Annotated in this window: 17 protein-coding genes; 11 read left to right on the top strand and 6 right to left on the bottom strand. The window is 72.5% G+C overall.

Going from position 1 to position 19,281, the window contains the following annotated elements:
- Positions 1 to 200: 200 nt before the first annotated feature.
- From ACZ5VD_RS41265 to ACZ5VD_RS41250, 4 genes are read right to left on the bottom strand one after another with little or no spacing between them, the layout of a single operon-like run.
- The gene (locus ACZ5VD_RS41265; RefSeq protein WP_468685582.1) at positions 201 to 689 is read right to left on the bottom strand and encodes a hypothetical protein; all 489 of its coding nucleotides are present in this window, start codon (positions 687 to 689) and stop codon (positions 201 to 203) included.
- Complete coding sequence (locus ACZ5VD_RS41260; RefSeq protein WP_468551601.1) at positions 673 to 1,164, bottom strand: RNA polymerase sigma factor; 492 nt, start codon at positions 1,162 to 1,164, stop codon at positions 673 to 675. Before ACZ5VD_RS41260 ends, ACZ5VD_RS41265 begins: the two co-directional genes overlap by 17 nt.
- Positions 1,165 to 1,210: 46 nt before the next feature.
- Positions 1,211 to 1,840: a class F sortase gene (locus tag ACZ5VD_RS41255; RefSeq protein ID WP_468685581.1), complete on the bottom strand. Its 630-nt coding sequence runs from the start codon at positions 1,838 to 1,840 to the stop codon at positions 1,211 to 1,213.
- Positions 1,837 to 2,223, bottom strand: a complete 387-nt coding sequence (locus tag ACZ5VD_RS41250; RefSeq protein WP_468685580.1) for a sortase-dependent protein — start codon at positions 2,221 to 2,223, stop codon at positions 1,837 to 1,839. The genes ACZ5VD_RS41255 and ACZ5VD_RS41250 overlap by 4 nt, the downstream gene beginning before the upstream one ends.
- A gap of 273 nt (positions 2,224 to 2,496) precedes the next feature.
- Here ACZ5VD_RS41250 and ACZ5VD_RS41245 point away from each other — a divergent pair, with 273 nt between their 5' ends.
- Both ACZ5VD_RS41245 and ACZ5VD_RS41240 read left to right on the top strand, forming a co-directional pair.
- Positions 2,497 to 5,529: a glycosyl hydrolase gene (locus ACZ5VD_RS41245; RefSeq protein WP_468685578.1), complete on the top strand. Its 3,033-nt coding sequence runs from the start codon at positions 2,497 to 2,499 to the stop codon at positions 5,527 to 5,529.
- A 426-nt stretch (positions 5,530 to 5,955) separates the two neighbouring features.
- Positions 5,956 to 6,498 (top strand): SRPBCC family protein, encoded by a 543-nt coding sequence (locus tag ACZ5VD_RS41240; protein ID WP_468685577.1) that lies wholly within the window; start codon positions 5,956 to 5,958, stop codon positions 6,496 to 6,498.
- Between the two features lie 178 nt (positions 6,499 to 6,676).
- On the opposite strand, the gene ACZ5VD_RS41235 is transcribed toward ACZ5VD_RS41240, so the two are convergent.
- Positions 6,677 to 7,423, bottom strand: a complete 747-nt coding sequence (locus ACZ5VD_RS41235; protein WP_468551596.1) for an SDR family oxidoreductase — start codon at positions 7,421 to 7,423, stop codon at positions 6,677 to 6,679.
- Positions 7,424 to 7,527: 104 nt separating this feature from the next.
- On the opposite strand from ACZ5VD_RS41235, the gene ACZ5VD_RS41230 reads away from it, so the two are divergent.
- The 9 genes from ACZ5VD_RS41230 (at position 7,528) to ACZ5VD_RS41190 (ending at position 18,103) form a co-directional block, all read left to right on the top strand.
- Complete coding sequence (locus tag ACZ5VD_RS41230; RefSeq protein WP_468551621.1) at positions 7,528 to 8,004, top strand: RrF2 family transcriptional regulator; 477 nt, start codon at positions 7,528 to 7,530, stop codon at positions 8,002 to 8,004.
- 55 nt (positions 8,005 to 8,059) lie between these two features.
- The gene (locus ACZ5VD_RS41225; RefSeq protein WP_468685575.1) at positions 8,060 to 8,788 is read left to right on the top strand and encodes a hypothetical protein; all 729 of its coding nucleotides are present in this window, start codon (positions 8,060 to 8,062) and stop codon (positions 8,786 to 8,788) included.
- A gap of 250 nt (positions 8,789 to 9,038) precedes the next feature.
- The gene (locus ACZ5VD_RS41220) at positions 9,039 to 10,148 is read left to right on the top strand and encodes a hypothetical protein (RefSeq protein ID WP_468551594.1); all 1,110 of its coding nucleotides are present in this window, start codon (positions 9,039 to 9,041) and stop codon (positions 10,146 to 10,148) included.
- 379 nt (positions 10,149 to 10,527) lie between these two features.
- Positions 10,528 to 11,382, top strand: coding sequence for an ABC transporter permease (locus ACZ5VD_RS41215; protein WP_468551620.1), 855 nt, complete (start codon positions 10,528 to 10,530; stop codon positions 11,380 to 11,382).
- Entirely contained in the window at positions 11,379 to 12,266 is an 888-nt protein-coding gene (locus ACZ5VD_RS41210; protein WP_468685574.1) for a carbohydrate ABC transporter permease, read from the top strand. Before ACZ5VD_RS41215 ends, ACZ5VD_RS41210 begins: the two co-directional genes overlap by 4 nt.
- Before the next feature lie 71 nt (positions 12,267 to 12,337).
- On the top strand, positions 12,338 to 13,990 hold the full coding sequence (locus ACZ5VD_RS41205) for an extracellular solute-binding protein (protein WP_468685573.1): 1,653 nt from the start codon (positions 12,338 to 12,340) through the stop codon (positions 13,988 to 13,990).
- Positions 13,991 to 14,044: 54 nt separating this feature from the next.
- The gene (locus ACZ5VD_RS41200; RefSeq protein ID WP_468685571.1) at positions 14,045 to 15,100 is read left to right on the top strand and encodes a LacI family DNA-binding transcriptional regulator; all 1,056 of its coding nucleotides are present in this window, start codon (positions 14,045 to 14,047) and stop codon (positions 15,098 to 15,100) included.
- A gap of 42 nt (positions 15,101 to 15,142) precedes the next feature.
- Positions 15,143 to 17,128: a DUF2264 domain-containing protein gene (locus ACZ5VD_RS41195; RefSeq protein ID WP_468685570.1), complete on the top strand. Its 1,986-nt coding sequence runs from the start codon at positions 15,143 to 15,145 to the stop codon at positions 17,126 to 17,128.
- Positions 17,129 to 17,308: 180 nt separating this feature from the next.
- On the top strand, positions 17,309 to 18,103 hold the full coding sequence (locus ACZ5VD_RS41190; RefSeq protein WP_468685568.1) for an inositol monophosphatase family protein: 795 nt from the start codon (positions 17,309 to 17,311) through the stop codon (positions 18,101 to 18,103).
- Between the two features lie 67 nt (positions 18,104 to 18,170).
- Here the strand turns inward: ACZ5VD_RS41190 and ACZ5VD_RS41185 are convergent, their stop codons facing one another.
- A complete protein-coding gene (locus ACZ5VD_RS41185) occupies positions 18,171 to 19,256 on the bottom strand; it encodes a P1 family peptidase (RefSeq protein ID WP_468685567.1) in 1,086 nt (361 codons plus the stop codon).
- Positions 19,257 to 19,281 lie beyond the last annotated feature (25 nt).

Genomic DNA, 19,281 nt, shown 5'->3' with positions numbered 1-19,281 from the left:
GTGCCCGGCGGTGCCGTGCTCCTTCATCCGCGACGGGCTGTCGCGGGCCGGGGCTCCGCGGCCGGTGGGCAGGCGGATCGGCATCGCGGTGACACCTTCGCCGCGGAAGGGGAGGTGCTCACGGACGCGCGCGAGCGGGTTGCGTGGCCTGAGGCCGCGTCACCCCGGTTCGGCGCTGTCGGCGCCGGACGTCACCCCGCCTAGCGGGTGTCGGGGCCGGGCGTCGCCGACTCCCTGCTGTCGCCCACCGACGGGCCCACGGTCCCCGGGGTCTCCGTCGGAGCCGACGTCGCATCCGATGAGGGGCGTGAGGCGCCCGTGGAAGCGGGACTGGAAGGGCTGGGAGTCGGGGGCGCCGCCGTGGTGGGTTCGGCGGCGCTGGGGGTGGGAGACGGCGAAGGGGCGGGCGGGGGTGTGGAGTCGGTCGTGCGGGGTGGCGCCATGGGGACCGTCGGGCTCGTGGGTGTCTCAGGACCCGTCAGACGGAGCGGCAGTGCGACGAGGACGGCGACGGCGCACACCGCGCCCGCCCCGACCGTGGCACGCAGCAGACGGCGCCGGGACGCGCGGCGGCGGATCGTCTCGTAGCGGCCGACGGGCGGCCCGAGGTAGTCGGAGCCGGGCCGCAGGATGACGGCGAGGGGGTCGTCGGGGTCGAACTCCGGCCCCTCGTCAGAGTGTGTGATCAAGGCTTCTCCCCAGATGCGCGCGGAGCAGTTCGCGGGCCGCGTGGAGGTCGGCCTTGATGGTTCCTTCCTTGCGTCCGGTCAGCACGGACACCTCCCGGATCGGCATGTCAGCGTAGTAGTGCAACAGGATCGGGACGCGCAGCCGTTCCGGCAACGACTGTACGAGCAGGCGTACGGAAGGGTCGGCCTGTTCCGTCCGTGGGAGCAGGGTGGCCTCGACGGTGGCCCGGCGCACCGCCCGGCGTTCGCGCTCCAGCTTGCGCCAGTGGTCCCGGACGAGGTTGGCGGCGGTGACGTAGAGGAAGCCGCGGGGCTCGGTCACGGAGGTCCAGCGCCCCCAGAGCCGGGTGAACGCCTCCGAGGCGATCTCGTGGGCCGTCTCGTCGTCGTCGACCAACCGGCGGCACCAGCCGGCGAGGCGGGGATAGAGGGCGGCGAACAGCTCGGACGCCGCCTTCTCACTGGACCGTTTCAACGCTGTGTGTGCTCTCCGGGTCGGTGGCTCGACGCGTTCGTCGTGGTCATCGTGGCTGGGACGATGCCATCGTGGCGAAGACGATCACATTGTCGGGGTATCCGTCGTCGGTGAGGGGGCCACCGCAGGTGATGAGACGCAACTCCGGGCGGTCCACGTCCCCGTAGACCTCGTCCGTCGGGAAGTCGGCCTTGGCGACCGTCCGTACGGAGTCCACCGTGAACACCGCCGTCCTGCCGTTCTCCAGACGCGCCTCGATCCGCTCGCCCCGGTGCAGCTCCGCGAGGCGGCGGAAGACGCCGTCGCCGTAGCTGCCGACCGTGACGTGCCCGAGGATCACCGACGGGCCGACCTGGCCGGGCGTCGGCGAGTGCCGGTACCAGCCGGCCCGGTCGTGAGCCGTGAGCGGGGGTACCTGCACGCTACCGTCGGCGGCCAGCCCCAGCTTCATCACCGGGGTGTCGACCCCGATGGCCGGGATCCGCAGCGTGACCGGGACCGAGCGCCCGAGCGCACGCGCCGCCGTCGCGGAGGACGCCGCGGGCGGGGGCGCGTCCGTGGGGCCCGCGGGCGCGGCCCCCCCGGTCGTGGTCCGGTCGGTGCCGGAGCCGCCGCAGCTCACGAGCAGCGAGGCCGTCGCCGCGGTGACGAAGGCGCGCCTGGAGAGGGAGGTCATGCCCCGGTCGCCCGCCGACGCCGTACGACGAAGAAGGCCGCGCCGCCCACGGCGGCCGTCGCGGCGGCTCCCCCGCCGATCAGTGTGCTCGCGGAGGCGGACTGGCCCGACTTCTCGGCCACACCGGTGTCGGGCGCCCCGCTCGGCCTGACGGACACCTGGCTGCCGGGGCTGGGTGCCTCGGTGGGCTCCGTGCTCGGTGCGGCGCTCCCTCCCTCGCTCGGCTCCTCGGTGACGGAGGGCACCGGAGTCGCTGCGCTGCTCTCGGACGAGTCCCTGGTCGGGGCCGAGGTCGGGCTCGCCCCGTCGGCGAACGCCGGGACCGCTCCCGCCAGTACGGCGGTGCACGCAAGTGTCATGGCGCTCAGGGCAGTTCGGCGCATGGATCGCTCTCTCTCGTCGGTTCACCGGCCTGTCGGCGCGGCGGGGTGGGTCACAGATCGACGGGAGAGACGAGGCAGCACGACGTCAGGTTGCAAAGGGATGGCAAAGTCACTCAGGGCTCCGACGGACGGTCCGTGCGTGAGGGCGGGTGATCGTGCGCGATCTCTTGACCTGGTCCGAGTCGCAGGCCTAGCGTTCCGGCGTCGCTCACGTTTGAAACGATTCAACTTCCGTTGCCCCTCTCGGAGTCGAGGCCCACCATGAAGGAACCCATGTCGCGACGCGGCGCACTGGCGGCAGGCATCGGCGTCACGGCCCTGGGCGCGCTGCCGGCTGTGGCAGCCGCCGCGCCGACGGCCGAGGGAGCCATGGCCGTGGCCACACCCGCGACCACGACCACGACCACGGGACACGGCCTGTCGGCCGGCTGGTTCGCGAACCCGCCCCGGTCCGTGCGCCCCAGGTTCCGCTGGTGGTGGCCGGACGGCCTGGTGGACCCGGACGAGATCGCCCGCGAGATCGACCAGATCGCCGACGCGGGCTTCGGCGGGATGGAGATCGCCGCCGTCCACCACAGCGTCAAGGACAAGTCCGTTCTGGACACCGCGCATCACGGCTGGGGCAGCAGACCCTGGCGGGACGGCGTGGAGGCGGCCCTGGGCAGAGCCGCCCGGCGCGGAGTGACCATCGACCTGACGCTCGGCCCCAGTTGGCCCGTCGCGGTGCCCGGTGTCACCCCCGACGACGAGCGGGCCGCGCAGGAACTCGCCTACGGCCGGGTGTCGTTGGCCGCCGGCACCACCTACGAGGGCCCGGTGCCCGCCCCCGTCCACGCACCCGCGTCCGGCGTCACCCGCCGGCGTCTCGTCGCCGTCCAGGCCGTCCGCGTGAACACCGCGAACTCCACCCGCAAGGAGATCGGACTGGACCTGGACAGTGTCCGGGACCTCACCGCGCGGGCTGCCGAGGGCACCCTCTCCTGGACGGCGCCGGACGACGCCGACTGGGTGCTGATCTCGTACTGGCAGCGCGGTTCGGGCCAGCAGCCCGAGTCGGGGCCGCACACCTCGCCGGCGGCCTACGTCGTCGACCACTTCAGCGCCGCGGGCACCCGGGCCGTCACGGACCACTGGGACGACGCGATCCTGACGTCCTCGCTCAAGCGACTGCTGCGGGCCGCGGGCGGCGCCTTCTTCGAGGACTCCGTGGAGCTGGAGACCGACGGCCTGACCTGGACGTCCCGGCTCCCGGAAGCCTTCGAGAAGCACACCGGGCGCCCACTGTCGCCCTGTCTGCCCGCGCTCGTGCTGGACGACGGCAACCAGGTCTTCGCCTTCGAGGCGCAGGTGACGCGGCAGATCCGGCACGACTTCTGGGAGACCGTCTCCGACCTGTTCAACCGTCACCACATCGGCGCCCTGCGGGACTGGGCGCACTCCCTCGGCATGCTGCTGCGCTCACAGCCTTACGGCCTGCAGACGGACGCCATCGCCTCGGCGGCCCTGCTCGACATCGCCGAAGGAGAGTCCCTCGGCTTCAAGAACCTCGACGACTACCGCTGCCTGGCCGGCGGCCGGGACATGGCAGGTCACACGGTCCTGTCCTGCGAGGCGGGCGCGTACAACGGCTCGGCGTACAGCACCACTTGGGACCGTTTCCTGCGGACGATGGGCGGCGCATACGCGGCCGGTGTCAACCAGACTGTCCTGCACGGCTTCTCCTACGCCACCGCGCCCGGGGTGGCCTGGCCCGGCTTCGCGGCCTTCAGCCCGTACAACGGAGCCGCCGGCTACGGCGAGTCGTGGGGCCCGCGCCAGCCCACCTGGAAGCACGTCCCGGACCTCGCCGACCATCTCGGCCGCGTGCACCGCGTGCTGCAGACCGGGAGGGCCCGCGCCGACGTGGCCGTCTTCCGGCAGACCGGCTACACCGCCACCGGCATCGGCGCCTCCTGGTTCACCGCGACAGGCGTCCCCCTCGGCTGGACCCACCAGTTCCTCAGCGGCCCCCTCCTCGACCTGCCCGGCGCCACCGTCGAACAGGGCCGCCTGGCACCGAACGGCCCCGCCTACAAAGCCCTGTTCGTCGAGGGCGACTTCTTCCACGGCTCCACGCCCACCCTCTCCGTCGACGACGCCGGCAAGATCCTCGCGCTGGCCCGGGCGGGACTGCCCGTCGTCCTGCTCGGCGCCTTCGACCAGGGCGTGACCCCGGGCGTCCCGGCCGCCGGCGAGAGCGAGCGGCTGCACGGCATCCTCACGCGCCTCCTCGCCCTGCCGAACGTCTCCCTGGTCACCGACAAGACAGCCGTCGGGGACGCGCTGGCCGGACTCGGCGTCAGCCCCGACGTCCGCTACGCCATCTCCTCCACGCTCCTCAACGCCCACCGCGCGACGGCGGAAGCGGACTACTACTACTTCTGCAACGGCAAGCACGCGGAGACCGTCAAGCCGGCCGTCGCCGCCATCGACCACGAGGTCACCCTGCGCCGCGGCGACCCGGACGGCACCCGCTCGGGCGACACCGTGCCCTATCTGCTCGATCCCTGGTCGGGCGAGGTCTCCCGGGTGGCCCGGTACACGCGGGACGGCGACGACTTCACCCTGCGGATCACGCTGCAACCGGGCGAGTCGACGATCGTCGCCCTGGGCCGCCGCGGGCTCTTCGGCAACCGTGACGGGTCCCGCCCGCACGTGGTGGCCACCGACGCCGACAGCGTCCTGTTCGTCGACGGACACCTGGCCGTACGGGCGAGCGCACCCGGCACGTACACGACCCGGCTGGACCGGGGCCGGGCCGTCACCACGACGGCCGACTCCGTGCCGCCCGCCCTCACCCCGGTCCGGTGGCGGCTGGATGTCGAGGACTGGCGTCCCGGCTCCACCGCGACCCGCACCGAACGTGTCGACATCTCCCTGACCCTCGACACGCTCCTTCCGTGGTCGCGCATCCCCGAACTCGCGGACAGCGCGGGGATCGGCCGCTACCGCGCCACGGTCGACCTGCCCTCCGACTGGACCTCCGCCCACGGCGCCCGCCTGGAGCTGGGCCAGGTCAGCGACACCTGCCGGGTGACCGTCAACGGCCGACGCCTCCCACCGGTGAACCGGCTGAACCCGGTCGTCGACCTCGGGACCGGCCTGCTGCGCCGCGGTGCCAACGCCATCGAGGTCGAGGTCGCCACACCGCTGATCAACCGTCTCCGGGTAGCCCGGCCCGCGGTGTTCGGCGGCGTCACCCGCCAGGACCACGGCCTGGCCGGACCCGTCCGACTCGTCCCGTACGTACAGACGCGCGTGTCCTGACCGGCAGCGGGCCGGGGCGTGACCTGCCTGGGGGCGGTAGGGGCAGGTCGGTGCACCAGTAGGCCGACCACGCCCGTCAGATCCTCCTCGCCGCCGCCCTCGGTCAGGCGGCGGCGCATCAACTCGACGTAGGGGCTGAGCAGTTCGGGGCTCACCCCCTGCTGCTCGGCGGTGCCGAGAAAGGTCGGCGTGCCGGGCCGCCTGCGTGGCGAGGTGGGAGGCGACGCCCTTGGTGTGGTCGCCGCTCCGCAGCCGGTCGGCGGTCTGGTGGACGGCCGGGGCCCTCGCGAGGAGCCGGTCGGCGCGCAGCGGGGTGAGCGAGGTGGGGTCGATGTCCTCCGTCGCGCCTGCTCCGCGTGCCGGTGCCGGGTATGCCGGTGGCCGGACCCTGTAGCGTCGGCGGTCTCGACGATCGGAGTGGCACAGGTGGCGCGGATCTTTTCCGTTTCGGACAGCGTGGTGATCGACGTACCGCCGTCCGTGGTCTACGCACAGGTCAGCGATCCCACGCGGATGGGCCGTTGGAGTCCGGAGAACCTCGGTGCGGTGGTGCGTGACGGTGGCACGGGCCCGGCGAGGGTCGGCATGGTCTTCGACGGCCGGAACCGGCGCGGGCGGCTGAAGTGGACCACCCGGTGCACGGTGACGGCGGCCGATCCCGGGCAGCGGTTCGCCTTCCGCGTCCGCGCGATCGGCGGGCGGAAACCCGTACTCCCCGGAAAGATCGCCACCTGGGAGTACCGCTTCGCCCCCGCCGACGGCGGCGGCACTGTGGTGACGGAGACCTGGACCGACGACCGACGTGGCTGGCCGGAGTTCCTGGCCGACGCGTTCGACAGGGCGGCGACGGGCGGGCACACGTTCGCCGCGTTCCAGCGGGGCAACATCCGCCGCACGCTCGACGGCCTCAAGGCCGACCTGGAGGCCGAGGCCTCGCAGCGGTTGACGCCCGGGAGTCCGGGCAGCTGACGCCGTCCCGGCCGCCTGCCGTACGACCCGACCCCGGAGGCGCAGCTCCACGGCATCGCACGGCGCGGCGCGTCACGGTCGGCCGCCGGGCCGATCGACGGGGAGCGGAGTCACCGCCCAGGTGTGCGAGTCGACGGGACCGCCGCGCTGCGGGGCCTACGGCACCGGCAGGTGAAGGTCACTCGCCGGCTCGGGACGCGAGCCAGTCGCGGTAGTGCGTGGGGGCGAGGCGGACGCCGTCGGGCGCGATCAGGACGTCGCCCTTGACGGCGGCGAACATCCCCGCGGTGTCGTCGACGACGACCTGGCGCGTGTCGTTCACGGCCGCGAGGGTGACGCGCCCCAGTTCGTCGAGGGGGAAGACCTCGGGGCCCGCGCTGTTCAGGGTGTCGTTCAGGGGTGTGCCCGCGGCGGTCTCGGCGACGACGGCCGCGACATCGGCGGCGGCGATGGGCTGCAGGGGTGTGCGGGGCAGTCGTACGGTGTCGCCGTCCGTGGTCCAGGACAGGACCGCGTCGACGAACTCCATGAACTGGGTGACCCGCACGATGGAGTACGGCAGGCCGCCGGCCTTGAGCAGGTCCTCCTGGAGGGTCTTGGCCCGGTAGTAGTCCAGGTCGGGCACCTCGTCCACGCCGACGATGGACAGGATGACCACGTGTCCGACGCCGGCGGCGCGGCTCGCCTCCAGCAGGTTCTCCATCGACGTGCGGAAGAACGCGGGCGAGGCCTCGTCGAACGTGGGCGAGTTCGTCAGGTTGACGACCACGTCCGCACCACGAAGCGCCTCGCCGAGCCCCTCGCCGGTGAGGACGTCCACACCGGTCGACAGGGCGAGTGGTGTCGCCTCGTGTCCCTGCTCGTTCAGTCGGCCGACCACCTGCGAGCCGATCAGGCCCGTACCGCCGACAACCGCGATCTTCATGACCGTTCCCTTCCCTCCACCAATCCCGGACACTTTCTATCCGGGATAATACTCGGACAGAACATGTCCGAGTCAAGCCGCTGGGTAAGGTGATCCGCATGAAGATGTCCGGCGGGGTCGAGTGGGCGCTGCACTGCTGCGTCGTCCTCACGTCCATACGTGAGCCGGTACCGGCCGCCCGGCTGGCCGAACTCCACGACGTCTCCCCCACCTATCTGGCCAAGCAGCTCCAGGCGCTCTCCCGCGCCGGGCTGATCCACTCGGTGCAGGGAAAGTCGGGGGGCTACGCGCTCACCAGGTCCCCGGGACTGATCACCGTCCTGGACGTGGTCGACGCCGTGGACGGCCCGGCTCCCGCCTTCGTGTGCACGGAGATCCGCCGGCGTGGTCCCATGGCCACCCCGGCCGAGGCCTGCACGACGCCGTGCGCGATCTCCCGCGCGATGGCCACCGCCGAGACCGCACGCCGCGAAGCCCTCGGCGCGATCTCCGTGGCCGACCTGGCGAAGGACGTGGAATCCGACTACGGGGCGGGCGCGCTGGACGGCATCGGCGCCTGGCTGCGCGCCCCCGGCGGCTGACGAACCCGCCGGCGAACCCCGCCGACCGGCCCGGCGGAGCTGGCAGACTTGGCCGGTGACTCCCTACCTCCCGGTCGACCGCGACCCAGCCCCCGACGCGTACGGACGCCTCCAGGTGCAGGCCGCCGACCTCGGCCCCGCCGACTGGCTGACCCGACGCACCCCCGGCAGCGGGGACTTCGGCACGGTGGCAGGCGTCGCCGCACCGGGGTTCGCCGCCTACGCCCGGATCCTGCATCCCGCGTCGCTGGAGGACCGGCCGGTGCGGTGGGAGACGGTGGCCACCGCCCACGGGCGCCGGACGACGCCTGGTTCGCGCTGGCACGACGTGATCGGGATGGACCACGACTACCACAACGCGTCCTCGTACGGTCTGCCCGGCGTCTGGGACGAGCACGCGGCGGAGGGCCCGACGCCGCCCGATGTCGCCCGGCACCTGATCCCCGTCCTCACCCGGCACACCCGGACCGCCGAGCGGTGCTGGTTCGGTCTGTGGCACGGCTACGGACGATGGGACTTCGACCGCTTTCCCACCTTCCCGACGCCCGGGAGGGACGAAGTGCTGCTCGCCGGCGGCCTCACCGACGTCCTGTCGCCCGTCGAGTCGGACGAGTTCACCGAGCTTCCGGACCTGTGGTGGCCACAGGACCGGGCCTGGTGCGTGGGCGGCGACGTGGACCTGGTCAGCACCTACGTCGGCGGCACGACCGCACTCATCGCCGACCTCCTGTCCGCGACCGGCCTCGAAGCCCACCCCGTCGCACCAGGCGACACGGTGGACTGACGCAACGGCCGCGCGCACGCACACCGCCTCATCACCTCGGCCGCATCCACTCCGGCACACGCCCCCACCGCCGGGCCGACGCCCACCCCTCACCCCTTTCGGCGCTACGGCAGGCGCATCAGACCGGGGCCCCCGCACCGTGCCCAGCCCAGGCGTACGACGGCGCCGGCGCGTTGACGGCGCCGTGGTCCGGCAGGACGTTGCCCTTCCCAGGGCAGAACAACGACGTTCAGCGACAAGGGGGCACCACATGGCACCTCGAACAGCGGACCGAGTGCTTGACGACCTGGTGAACAACAAGGGCAGGGGCGCGCCGCTGCGCAAGAAGTTCGCGGCCAACCCGGACCGGAACTGGCTGCTGGCCATCGTGCTCCACAGCTGCGCGAAGTTCTCGGAGGGCGCCCAGCTCACCGATCTCGAACAGTCCATCGTGACGGCCTTCCGCAAGAGCGGCCTGACCGACGAGCAGATCAAGCAGCACGGCAGCGCGGACAAGCGGATGCCGCAGCAGATGCGGAACGAGTTCTTCCCGAAGCGCTTCGCCCAGCTCGACGTGAAGCAGTCCTACACGATGCGCGACCTCGCCAAGGACGCTCCCGGCATCGTCAAGTCGGTGCTGGCGATGCCGACCGTCACCCAGCTCGACGTGGCTGCCATCCACGCCGGCGACGCGTCGATGTCCGACTTCCGGCTGCCCTCGCGCGCACTCCTGCGGGAGCACGCCACGGCGATGACGGTGGCGTTGGACCCGGAGGCCCCGTCCGACCGGGCGGCGGCGTCGCCGTCCTCACGGATCAGCATCAAGGCGGCCTCGTTCCTGTGCATCGACCGGCAGACGGACAGCGTCTTCGGGCCGTCCAACGAGCCGTACTGGATCTTCGGCTCGCTGGGCAGCGGGACCACGGTCACCACCCGGTCGCAGATCTTCGGCGACGTCGACAGCGGCGAGTCGCGGACCTTCGGCTCCACCGACGGCTGCGTCTGGGGCCAGAACTGCGCGGCCCAGCCGCTCCCCGACACCGAGATCGGCGCGCTGGTCTCCCTGTGGGAGCACGACGAGGGCAACGTGGAGAACATCCGCAAGGGTGTCGCCGCCGCCTTCGCCGCCGCCGCCGGCGTACTGGCCGCGACGGGCGTGGCGGCCTGGGTAGGCGCCGTCACGGCCGGTGTCGGGGCCGTGGTGGTGTGGCTGCTGGGCTTCCTGGACGACGACCACATCGCGGACCAGACGTTCGTGTTCAACCGCGCGGTCGTCGCGAAGCAACTGCCCAACGTGGGCTCGTCGTTCAACGTCACGCGTCGCTTCACCGACGGTGACGGGGACTATCAGCTCACCCTCCGGGTGGCCCGCGCCACCTGAACGACCGTCAACGCGTGAAGCCTCTGTCCGGACGGAACCCGCCCTTCGCGGGCCCGCTCCCGGCAGGGGCTTCACCCATGTCGGCCGTCCCCCGGGCGAGGCGTTCTCGAAGCGCTTCGGCGAAGCCGGACGCACCGCCGCCCTGCCCCATCCTCGGTGCGCGCTTCACCGCGAACCCTGTCCGAAGTGTTGACCGGTCTCTGGAAACGTTTTAACTTCGCTTCCATTCGGTCCCCGCAGCCGAGGAGGCTACGTGGCAGCGTTGCTGCGTGAACGCCCCGGAAAACCAGGAGTAAAGCACTTATCTCGTCGCTCAACCGGCAGCCCGGGCGAGCGAAAAGGTTTCCAGGAAAGACGTAACAGGACACTGTTCCTGCTGCTGGTGCCCGGGATCCTGTACTTCCTGGTGTTCCACTACGGCGCGATGATCGGCAACGTCATCGCGTTCAAGGAGTACGTGCCCTTCGACGGTGTCCGGCAGAGTCCCTGGGTCGGACTCGACAACTTCCGGCGCATGTTCGAGGACAGCGCGTTCTGGGACGCGACACTCAACACCCTCTGGATCGCGCTGCTCCAGCTCGTGTTCTTCTTCCCCGTGCCGCTCGCCCTGGCCCTGCTGCTGCACACCCTCACCTGGTCCACCGTGCGCCGCTTCGTGCAGTCGGTGGCCTACCTGCCGCACTTCATCTCGTGGGTGATCGTCGTCGCCCTCTTCCAGCAACTGCTCGGCGACACCGGCATGGTGAACAGCTACCTCGGCGACGCGGGACTGAACACCGTCGACATCATCGGCAACCCCGACGCCTTCAAGCCGCTCGTCGTCGCCCAGGTCCTCTGGAAGGACGCCGGCTGGGGCACGATCATCTTCCTTGCCGCGCTGGCGCAGGTCGACGAGCAGCAGTACGAGGCCGCCGCGATCGACGGGGCGGGCCCCTGGCGGCGCTTCTGGCACGTCACCCTGCCCGCGATCCGCCCGGTGGTCGTACTACTGCTCATCATGCGGCTCGGCGAGATCCTCTCCGTCGGCTTCGAACAGATGCTGCTCCAGCGCGACACGGTCGGCCCGGAGGCCGCCGAGATCATCGACACCTTCGTCTACTACCAGGGCATCGTCGGCGGCGACTACGGATTCGCCGCCGCGGCAGGCCTGTTCAAGGGCCTGGTCGGCGCGCTCCTCGTGTACGCCGCCAACAAGGTCGCCCACCGTCTCGGCGAACAGGGGGTCTACCGGTGAGCGGCCATGTCCGGCCCGGCTGGATGGAGAAGCCGAAGCCCGTGACCCAGGCCGCCAAGGCGCTCGCCCTGGTCGCCGTGGTCCTGCTGGTCTGCGTGCCCTTCCTCGTGATCGTGTCGACGTCCCTGGCCTCCCAGCGCGAGGTCGTCGCGGGCGGCGGCTGGGTGCTGTGGCCGACGGAACCGACGCTGGACGCCTACCGCGACATCCTCGACGGCGGCATCGTCACGCACGCCCTCGGCGTGAGCGCCGGGGTCACGATCGTAGGCACGCTGTTGAGCCTGGCCTGCACCGTCACGCTGGCCTACGCGCTGTCCCGCCCCGGCGTCTTCGGCGCCCGTCCGGCGCTGCTGCTCATCCTGTTCACGTTCCTCTTCCCGCCCGGCATGATCCCGAGCTTCCTGCTGGTCAAAGAGCTGGGTCTGCTGGACAGTTACTCCTCGCTCGTCCTGCCGGTCCTGGTGAACGTCTTCAACCTCGTCGTCCTGCGCGGCTTCTTCCAGGGCATCCCCGAGGAGCTGTACGAGGCCGCCCGCCTCGACGGGGCCGGTGACTGGCGGGTGTTGTGGACGATCGTGCTGCCGCTGTCGAAGGCCGCGCTGGCCGTCGTCGGCCTGTTCTACGCGGTGGCCTACTGGAACTCCTGGTTCTACGCCTCGCTCTATCTGGAGAGCGACCACTGGCCGCTCCAACAGGTGCTGCGCACCTATGTGATCGCCGGCACCGAGCTCACCGACACGACCACCGGCGAGGGCACCGTCAACGCCCCCCAGACGATCCAGATGGCGGTGCTGGTCATCGCGACCGTGCCGATCCTGGTCGTCTACCCCTTCCTCCAGAAGTACTTCACCAAAGGCGTCCTCACGGGCGCCATCAAGAGCTGACGTTCCGTCACTCCCCTGTGTGCGCACGGCAGTACGACACTCGCGAGCCGCCCGTCGGAAAGGTCACCGTCATGCCCAGCCCGTCCCGCCGCACCCTGCTGCGCTCCCTGACCGCAGCGGGCACCGCGGTCGCCGTACCCTCTCTGCTGACCGCCTGTTCCTCCGGTTCGGGCGGTGGGGGCGACACCTCCAACGCCGGCAAGAAGCTCGCCGCCTGGCCCGCCTACAAGGCACCGGCCGGTGCGAAGCCGGATCTCGCGGCCACCGCGGAGGGCGTACAGCCCGGCTTCACCTCCTACCCCGCCGACCTGGCCCGGTCGGTCACCCGCACGCCCGGCGACGGCTCGACGATCCGGGTCATGTCCGTCACCTTCGGCACCCCGCCCAAGGAGGCCGCGCAGAACCGGTACTGGCGGGCCGTGGAGAAGGCCCTCGGCGTCAAGATCGAGTACACCGTGGTCCCCACGGACGACTACCAGAAGAAGATGGCCACCGTGATGGCCGGCGACCCCGAGTCGCTGCCCGACATCATCAACATGTTCTCCGGATTCGTCCTGCCCCGCGAGGCACAGTTCGTCCAGCGGCGCGCCGAGGACCTGACGCCGTATCTGTCGGGCGAGGCCGTCCACGACTACCCGAACCTCGCCGGGATCCCCCTCCACGCCTGGCGCGACATGGGCCGCGTCGGCGGGAGGATCTACGGCATCCCGCTCGAACGCCCGTTGCCGGGTTCCACGCTCTGGACCAACCAGGGTCTGTTCACGGACGCCGGCATGAAGGAGGGCTGGACCGCCGAGGACTTCGCCGCGGTCGCCCGCAGGGCGACGAAGGGCAAGACGTACGCGCTGGGCGCGGCGACCGGCTCGCTGTTCGGGGGCGCCGTGCACGCCGCCGCCCACCGCGCCCCCACCGGGTGGGCCGCGGACCGGGCCGGCACCTTCCACGCCAACTACACCGACGAGCGCTACCAGGCGGCCATCGCCTACCAGGCCCGGCTGCGCAAGAACGGCTCCTACCATCCCGACGCCGCGTCCATGGGCACGCCGGAAATGCAGACGCTGTTCCTCAACGGCACCGTGGCCTCCGTACAGAACGGCTTCGGCGCCTACCAGACCCTCTACCCGGACTCCGAGAACCTCCTCACCCCGGCGCCCGCCCTCCCGTACAGCGTCGACGGCACCCCCGGCGGGATCGTCGCCGCCCGCCGCTCCTTCGGTTACACGATCCTCAAGCAGGCCAAGAAGGAACGCATCGAACTGCTGCTGCGCCTCCTCGACTACCTCGCCGCCCCGTTCGGCACCGAGGAGTGGGAGCTGGTCCACTACGGCCTGGAGGGCACCCACTTCACCCGCGGCGAGGACGGCTCACCCCAGTACACCAAGCTCGGCGAGGTGGAGAACGTCTCCAGCGTCCCCTTCCGCTATCTGGCCGAGGGCCCCCAGGTGCTCTTCGTGCCGGGCCGCCCCGAGGCGGTGCGTGCCGTGCACGCCTGGCAGCGAAAGGTGGTCCCGGTGGCCGTCAGGGACGCCTCCTACGGGCTGCAGTCCGCGACCAACACCAGACAGGGCACCACGCTCAAGGCCCTCATGGACGACACCATCACCTCCGTCATCGCCGGACGAGCTCCGATGTCCGCCTACGACGACGCGGTGAAGAAGTGGCGCTCCCGCGGTGGCGACAGAATGGCCGAGGAGTACGCCGAGGAACTCGCCGCCACCGTATGAGGGCGGTGCCGGGCACTCCCACACGTACACGGGGCGAAGGGGACGGGAAGCGACATGGCGGCGAGGGAACGGGTCACGATCCGCGAGGTGGCCGAACGGGCGGGCGTGTCCGTCGCCACGGTCTCCCGTGTGCTCAGCGGCAACTACCCGGTGCCGCCCGCCACCCGGACCCGCGTCCTGCGCGCGGCCAGCGCCCTGGACTATGTCGCGAACGCGCACGCCCGTGCCCTGGTGGGCGGCGGACGCAAGATGGTCGCCGTCGTCCTGCGCCAGGTCACCAGCCCCTTCTACGCCCAGGTCGCCGAGGGCATCGAGGCGGAGGCCGCCGCACACGGCTGGCTCTGCCTGGTCGGCGCCACCGGCGGGGACCCGCAGCGCGAGCTGGAGTTCGTGCAGCTCATGCGGGAGGAGGGCGCCCGCCTCGTCGTCCTGGTCGGCGGTGTCGTCGAGGACGACGCCTACCGGGCGCGCATCGCCCGCTACGCCCATGCCCTGGACGCCGCCGGGGCCCGCCTCGTCCTGTGCGGCCGTCCGACGCCCGACCCCGACATCCCCGCGCTGGTCGTCGAGTTCGACAACGAGGCCGGGGCCCACGCCATCACCGCCCATCTCCTGTCCGCCGGTCACCGGCGGATCGTCTTCCTCGGCGGGCTGCCCGGCAACACCACGCTCGACGCCCGCGTCGACGGCTACCGCAAGGCGCTCGCCGGGCACGGGCTGCCGCCGGAGGCCGCCCAAGTCGTCGACTGCGGACTCGGCCGTGGCGCCGGCCGTCAGGCCATGGCCGAACTGCTCGCCGGGGGAACGGACTTCACCGCGGTCTTCGCCGGTGACGACATGGTCGCCGCCGGAGCCATCCGGGCCATCGGCGAAGCCGGCCTGCGCGTCCCGGACGACTTCTCCGTCGTCGGCTACAACGACATCCCGCTCGCCGAGGACTTCAATCCGCCGCTGACCACCGTGCGCACCCCGTCCGAGGAACTGGGGCGGGCCGCCGTACGCCTCTCCCTGCGCGAGCCCGACCGGGCCGCGCACACCCGCCATCTGCTCGGCACCCACATCGTCGTACGCGACAGCGTCGCCCCGCCACCACCGGGACGCGACCTCTAGCGACGTCCGGCGACCTCTCACCGACAAGGACCTCACCGCCGTATGACCGCGCCGCACCTGTCTGCCGACGCCGGCCCCTCACCCCTCCCCGACCACCGGCTCTCCCCCGTCACGGGCTACACGCGGGCCCACTGGGAGAGCGCCGCCGACACCCTCCTCGCCGCCCTGCGCCCCTACGCCTCCCCCCACCTGGCCCAGTACCACCTGCCGGGCCGCACCGGTCACTCCGGGCGCTGGTCGGACGGCGTGGAGGGGTACGCCCGCAGCTTCCTCCTCGCCGCGTTCCGCATCGCCGGAGCCCGCGGGGCCGACCGGCCCGGCAGCACCGTCGTCCAGGATCTCGTCGAGCGCTACGCCGTGGGCCTCGCCGCCGGTACGGATCCCGCGCACCCGGAGCACTGGCCGCCGATCACCGACGGCGCCCAGCCCATGGTCGAGGCCGCGTCCGTGGCCGTCGCGCTGCACGAGACCCGCCCCTGGATCTGGGACCGGCTGCCCGACTCCGTCCGCCGGCATGTCGTCGCCTGGCTGGGCGGGTTCGTCGGGGCCACCGCCAACGACTCCAACTGGCGTCTGTTCCAGGTGATTTCCGAGGAGTTCCTCGCCTCCGTCGGCGCGCCCCACAGCCGGGCCGAGATCGACGCGGGCCTGGCCCGCCTGGACGACTGGTACCGGGGCGGCGGCTGGTACACGGACGGCGACGGCAGGAAGTTCGACTACTACAACGCCTGGGCGCTGCACCTCTATCCGGTCCTGTGGGCCCGCATCGCCGGCCCGCGAGCCGACCCGGCCCTGGTCGCCACCCACCGGTCCCGGCTGCGCGAGTTCCTCGAAGCGCACCAGCACTTCTTCGGCTCCGACGGCGCTCCCGTCCACCAGGGCCGCTCACTGACCTACCGTTACGCGGCCGCCGCCCCGCTGTGGGCCGGGGTCCTGGCCGACGCGAGCCCGCTCCCGCCGGGGCGGGTCCGCCGGCTGGCCTCCGGCGCCCTGAAGCACTTCGCCGACCGCGGTGTGCCCGACGAACGCGGCCTGTTGAGCCTCGGCTGGTACCGGCCGTTCCTCCCCGTCACCCAGCCGTACTCCGGGCCCGCCTCCCCCTACTGGGCGAGCAAGGCGTTCCTCGGGCTGCTCCTGCCGCCCGACCATCCGGTGTGGACGGCACCGGAGGAGCCCGGTCCGGTCGACACGGCGGACCGGCGGCTGACCCTGCCGGGCCCCGGCTGGCTGCTGCACTCCACGGCCGCCGACGGGATCGTCCGTCTGGTCAACCACGGCAGCGACCGGCTCCCGCCCGAACCGGCCACGGCCACGGAGAACCCCCACTACTCCCGCCTGTCCTACTCCAGCGCCACCGCCCCCGAGACCGCCGCGGACGCCACGACGACCGGCCCCGACAACCACATCGCGCTCCTCGACGACACCGCCGCGTCCACCCGGATCCGCATCCACCCCCTGCACGCCCGGGAAGGACACGCGGCGTCCTGGCACACCCCCGAGCGGGTGCCGGGTTCCGGTTCGGGTGGCGAACCGCGGCGCATCACCACGGCAAGCGTCGTGCACGGCCCCTGGGAGGTACGCCTGCACCTGGTCGAGGCGCCGGCCGGCACGCTCGTACGCGAAGGCGGCTGGGCCGTCGCCGACGACACCGTCCCGCCCGCCGCGGACAGCGGCGGGACCGGGGCCGTCGTCCGTCGCCACGACGGCCTCACCAGTGCCCTCGTCGGCCTGCTCGGCTGGACGGATCCCGCCGTCGGCACCCGCGCCGATGTCGTCCGTACCCAGGGGCACAACGCCTACGGCCACCATTCGGCCACCCCGGTCCTGACCGGGCGGCACCCCGGGGGCCGGGCGCTCTACGCCGGTCTCGTGGTCCTGACCGCCGACCCCGCCCTGCACCGGGACCTCCGCGCTCCGGGCTCCGGTGCCCGGGTCCGCGAGGAGCACGACGGGACCGTGGAAGTCACCTTCCCGGACGGGACGGTGGAGCACCTCCCTGTGCCGGGCCACGACCCGGCACGGGGTTGACGTAGGAGCCCGTCGGCGCACGTCGAGTCCCCCTGATGAGCGGCGCGCCCCCGCTGCCGCCGCGTATCGGTGCCGCCTCCACCGGCCGAGCACAGGAGGCAGGGGCGGTGACTCGTCGAATTCGTTCCGCGACTCCTGTAGGAAGGCGGTGGACGACGCGGACCAAGGTGGTGAAGAGCTGTGACCGAGCATGACCTGGACGGCGCTCTGCGGGTGGCCGTGGAGCTCGCGGAGTGGGCGTCGGAGACGATCCGCGCCGGGAACGGAGGCGCCGCCGGCCCGGTCCGGCAGAAGGCGGGCCCGGCGGACATCGTCACGGACACGGACGAGGAGGTGGAGGTACACGTGCGGTCGGTGCTGCGGCGGGAGTTCCCCGGGTGGGGCATCGACGGCGAGGAGTTCGGCGTGGAGGAGGGCGCGGCAGGCGCGCCGCACTGGGTGATCGATCCGGTGGACGGAACGACCAACTACGCCCACGGGCTGGGCTGGTGTTCCTTCTCGCTGGGCCTGGCGGAACCGGACGGCGCCCCGTTGCTGGGCGTGGTGGCGGACCCGTGGCGGGGTGAGGTGTTCACGGCGGTGCGGGGCGAAGGCGCCCACCTGAACGGCGTTCCGGTCCGTGCGGCGGACCACACGACCCTGACCGGCCATGTGTTCCTCACGGAGTGGGCGGCTCACGCGCACTGGCCCGGCCTGGACGCACTGCTGACGGAACTGGCGGCCCGGCACTGCACGGCGCGGGTGATGGGCTCGACCGCCCTGTCCCTGGCCCAGGTCGCGGCGGGCCGGGCGACCGCCGCGGCGATCGGCGGGTTCCACCCGGTGGACGGCCTGCCCGCGCTGCTCGTCGCGACGGAGGCGGGCGCGGTGGCGATTCCGGCGCTCCCCTCCTACGGCGAGCCGTTGCTGCTGACAGCGCCGGGAGTCGCGGCGGAGGCACGCGAGGTGTGGCGTACGACGGTCGAGAGGGCGTAGGGGCTCCGTCGCCGGTGGCCCTCTCGGCGTGCCGCGGTCTCGCGCACCGGTCACCCTGCGCGTGCCGTCACCCCAGCAGGGCGAGGAGCGGTGCCGCCGGCAGGGGGTGGCGGGTGTGGCCGCGCGGGCCCGTGGTCGTGGTGGCGGTGAGCAGGGAGTTGAGGACGGATTCCTCCACGGCGTCGAGTACGGCGGTGAAGAGGGGGTCGAGTGCGTCGTCGGGCAGCACCGCGGGGCCGGCGGGCGTGCCGAGCGGGCGGGTGCCGAAGGCGAGGCCGTAGTCGCCGCTGCCGTGGCCGTACGCGGCGCCGACCCTGGCCAGTCCGTAGACGGCGCGGCGGGCGAGCCGGGCCGACTGGCGGGCGTCCAGCGGCGCGTCGGTGGCGGCCACGATCATGCAGGACCCCGTCTCCGGGTCGAGGTCGGGCGGGGTCTCGGCGGGGAGACCGACGTCGGCCGGGGTGACCGTGCGGCCCCGTATCCGCAGGGTGCCGCCGAAGTTGGCCTGGACGAGCACCCCGAGCGTCACCTCCCGCCCGGCCAGCGGCACGCGTCGCGAGGACGTGCCGATGCCGGCCTTGAACCCGAGGGCGGTCGTTCCGGTGCCCGCGCCGACACAGCCCTCGGCGACCGGTCCGCGGGACGCCGTGTCGAGCGCGGCGCGGACGTGTTCCTCCCGGACCGGACGGGACCGGATGTCGGACAGCAGCCCGTCGTTGCACTCCCCCACCACCGGGTTCAGGCTCCGCGCGCTCGCCCCCTCGGGCCGCTCCAGGACCCAGCCGACCAGGGCGTCCGCGACGCGGAAGGCCGAGAGGGTCGAGGTGAGCAGTACGGGGGTTTCGAGCGCGCCGAGTTCGGCGATCTGCGTGGTGCCGAGGAGCTTGCCGTAGCCGTTGCCCGCGAACACCCCGGCGGGCAGGGGTCGGTCGGGCCCCACCCCGTCCGGCACGATCGCGGTGACACCGCTGTGCAGGCGGGGCGGCCGGATCAGGGTGGTGTGTCCGACCCGGATCCCGGGCACGTCGGTGAGGGCGTTGTGCGCTCCCCTGGGCAGGTCCCCGATGACGAGGCCGAGTTCGCGTGCCCTGCGGGCGGCGGTCGGTGGGGGCGAGGACGGGGAGGGGGACGGTTCGGGGGCGGGCACGGGCATGACCGGCAGGTTATCGGCCCCGCGC

The organism is Streptomyces sp. NPDC032822 (assembly GCF_055578825.1).
This window is presented reverse-complemented; position numbering and strand designations above follow the sequence as displayed.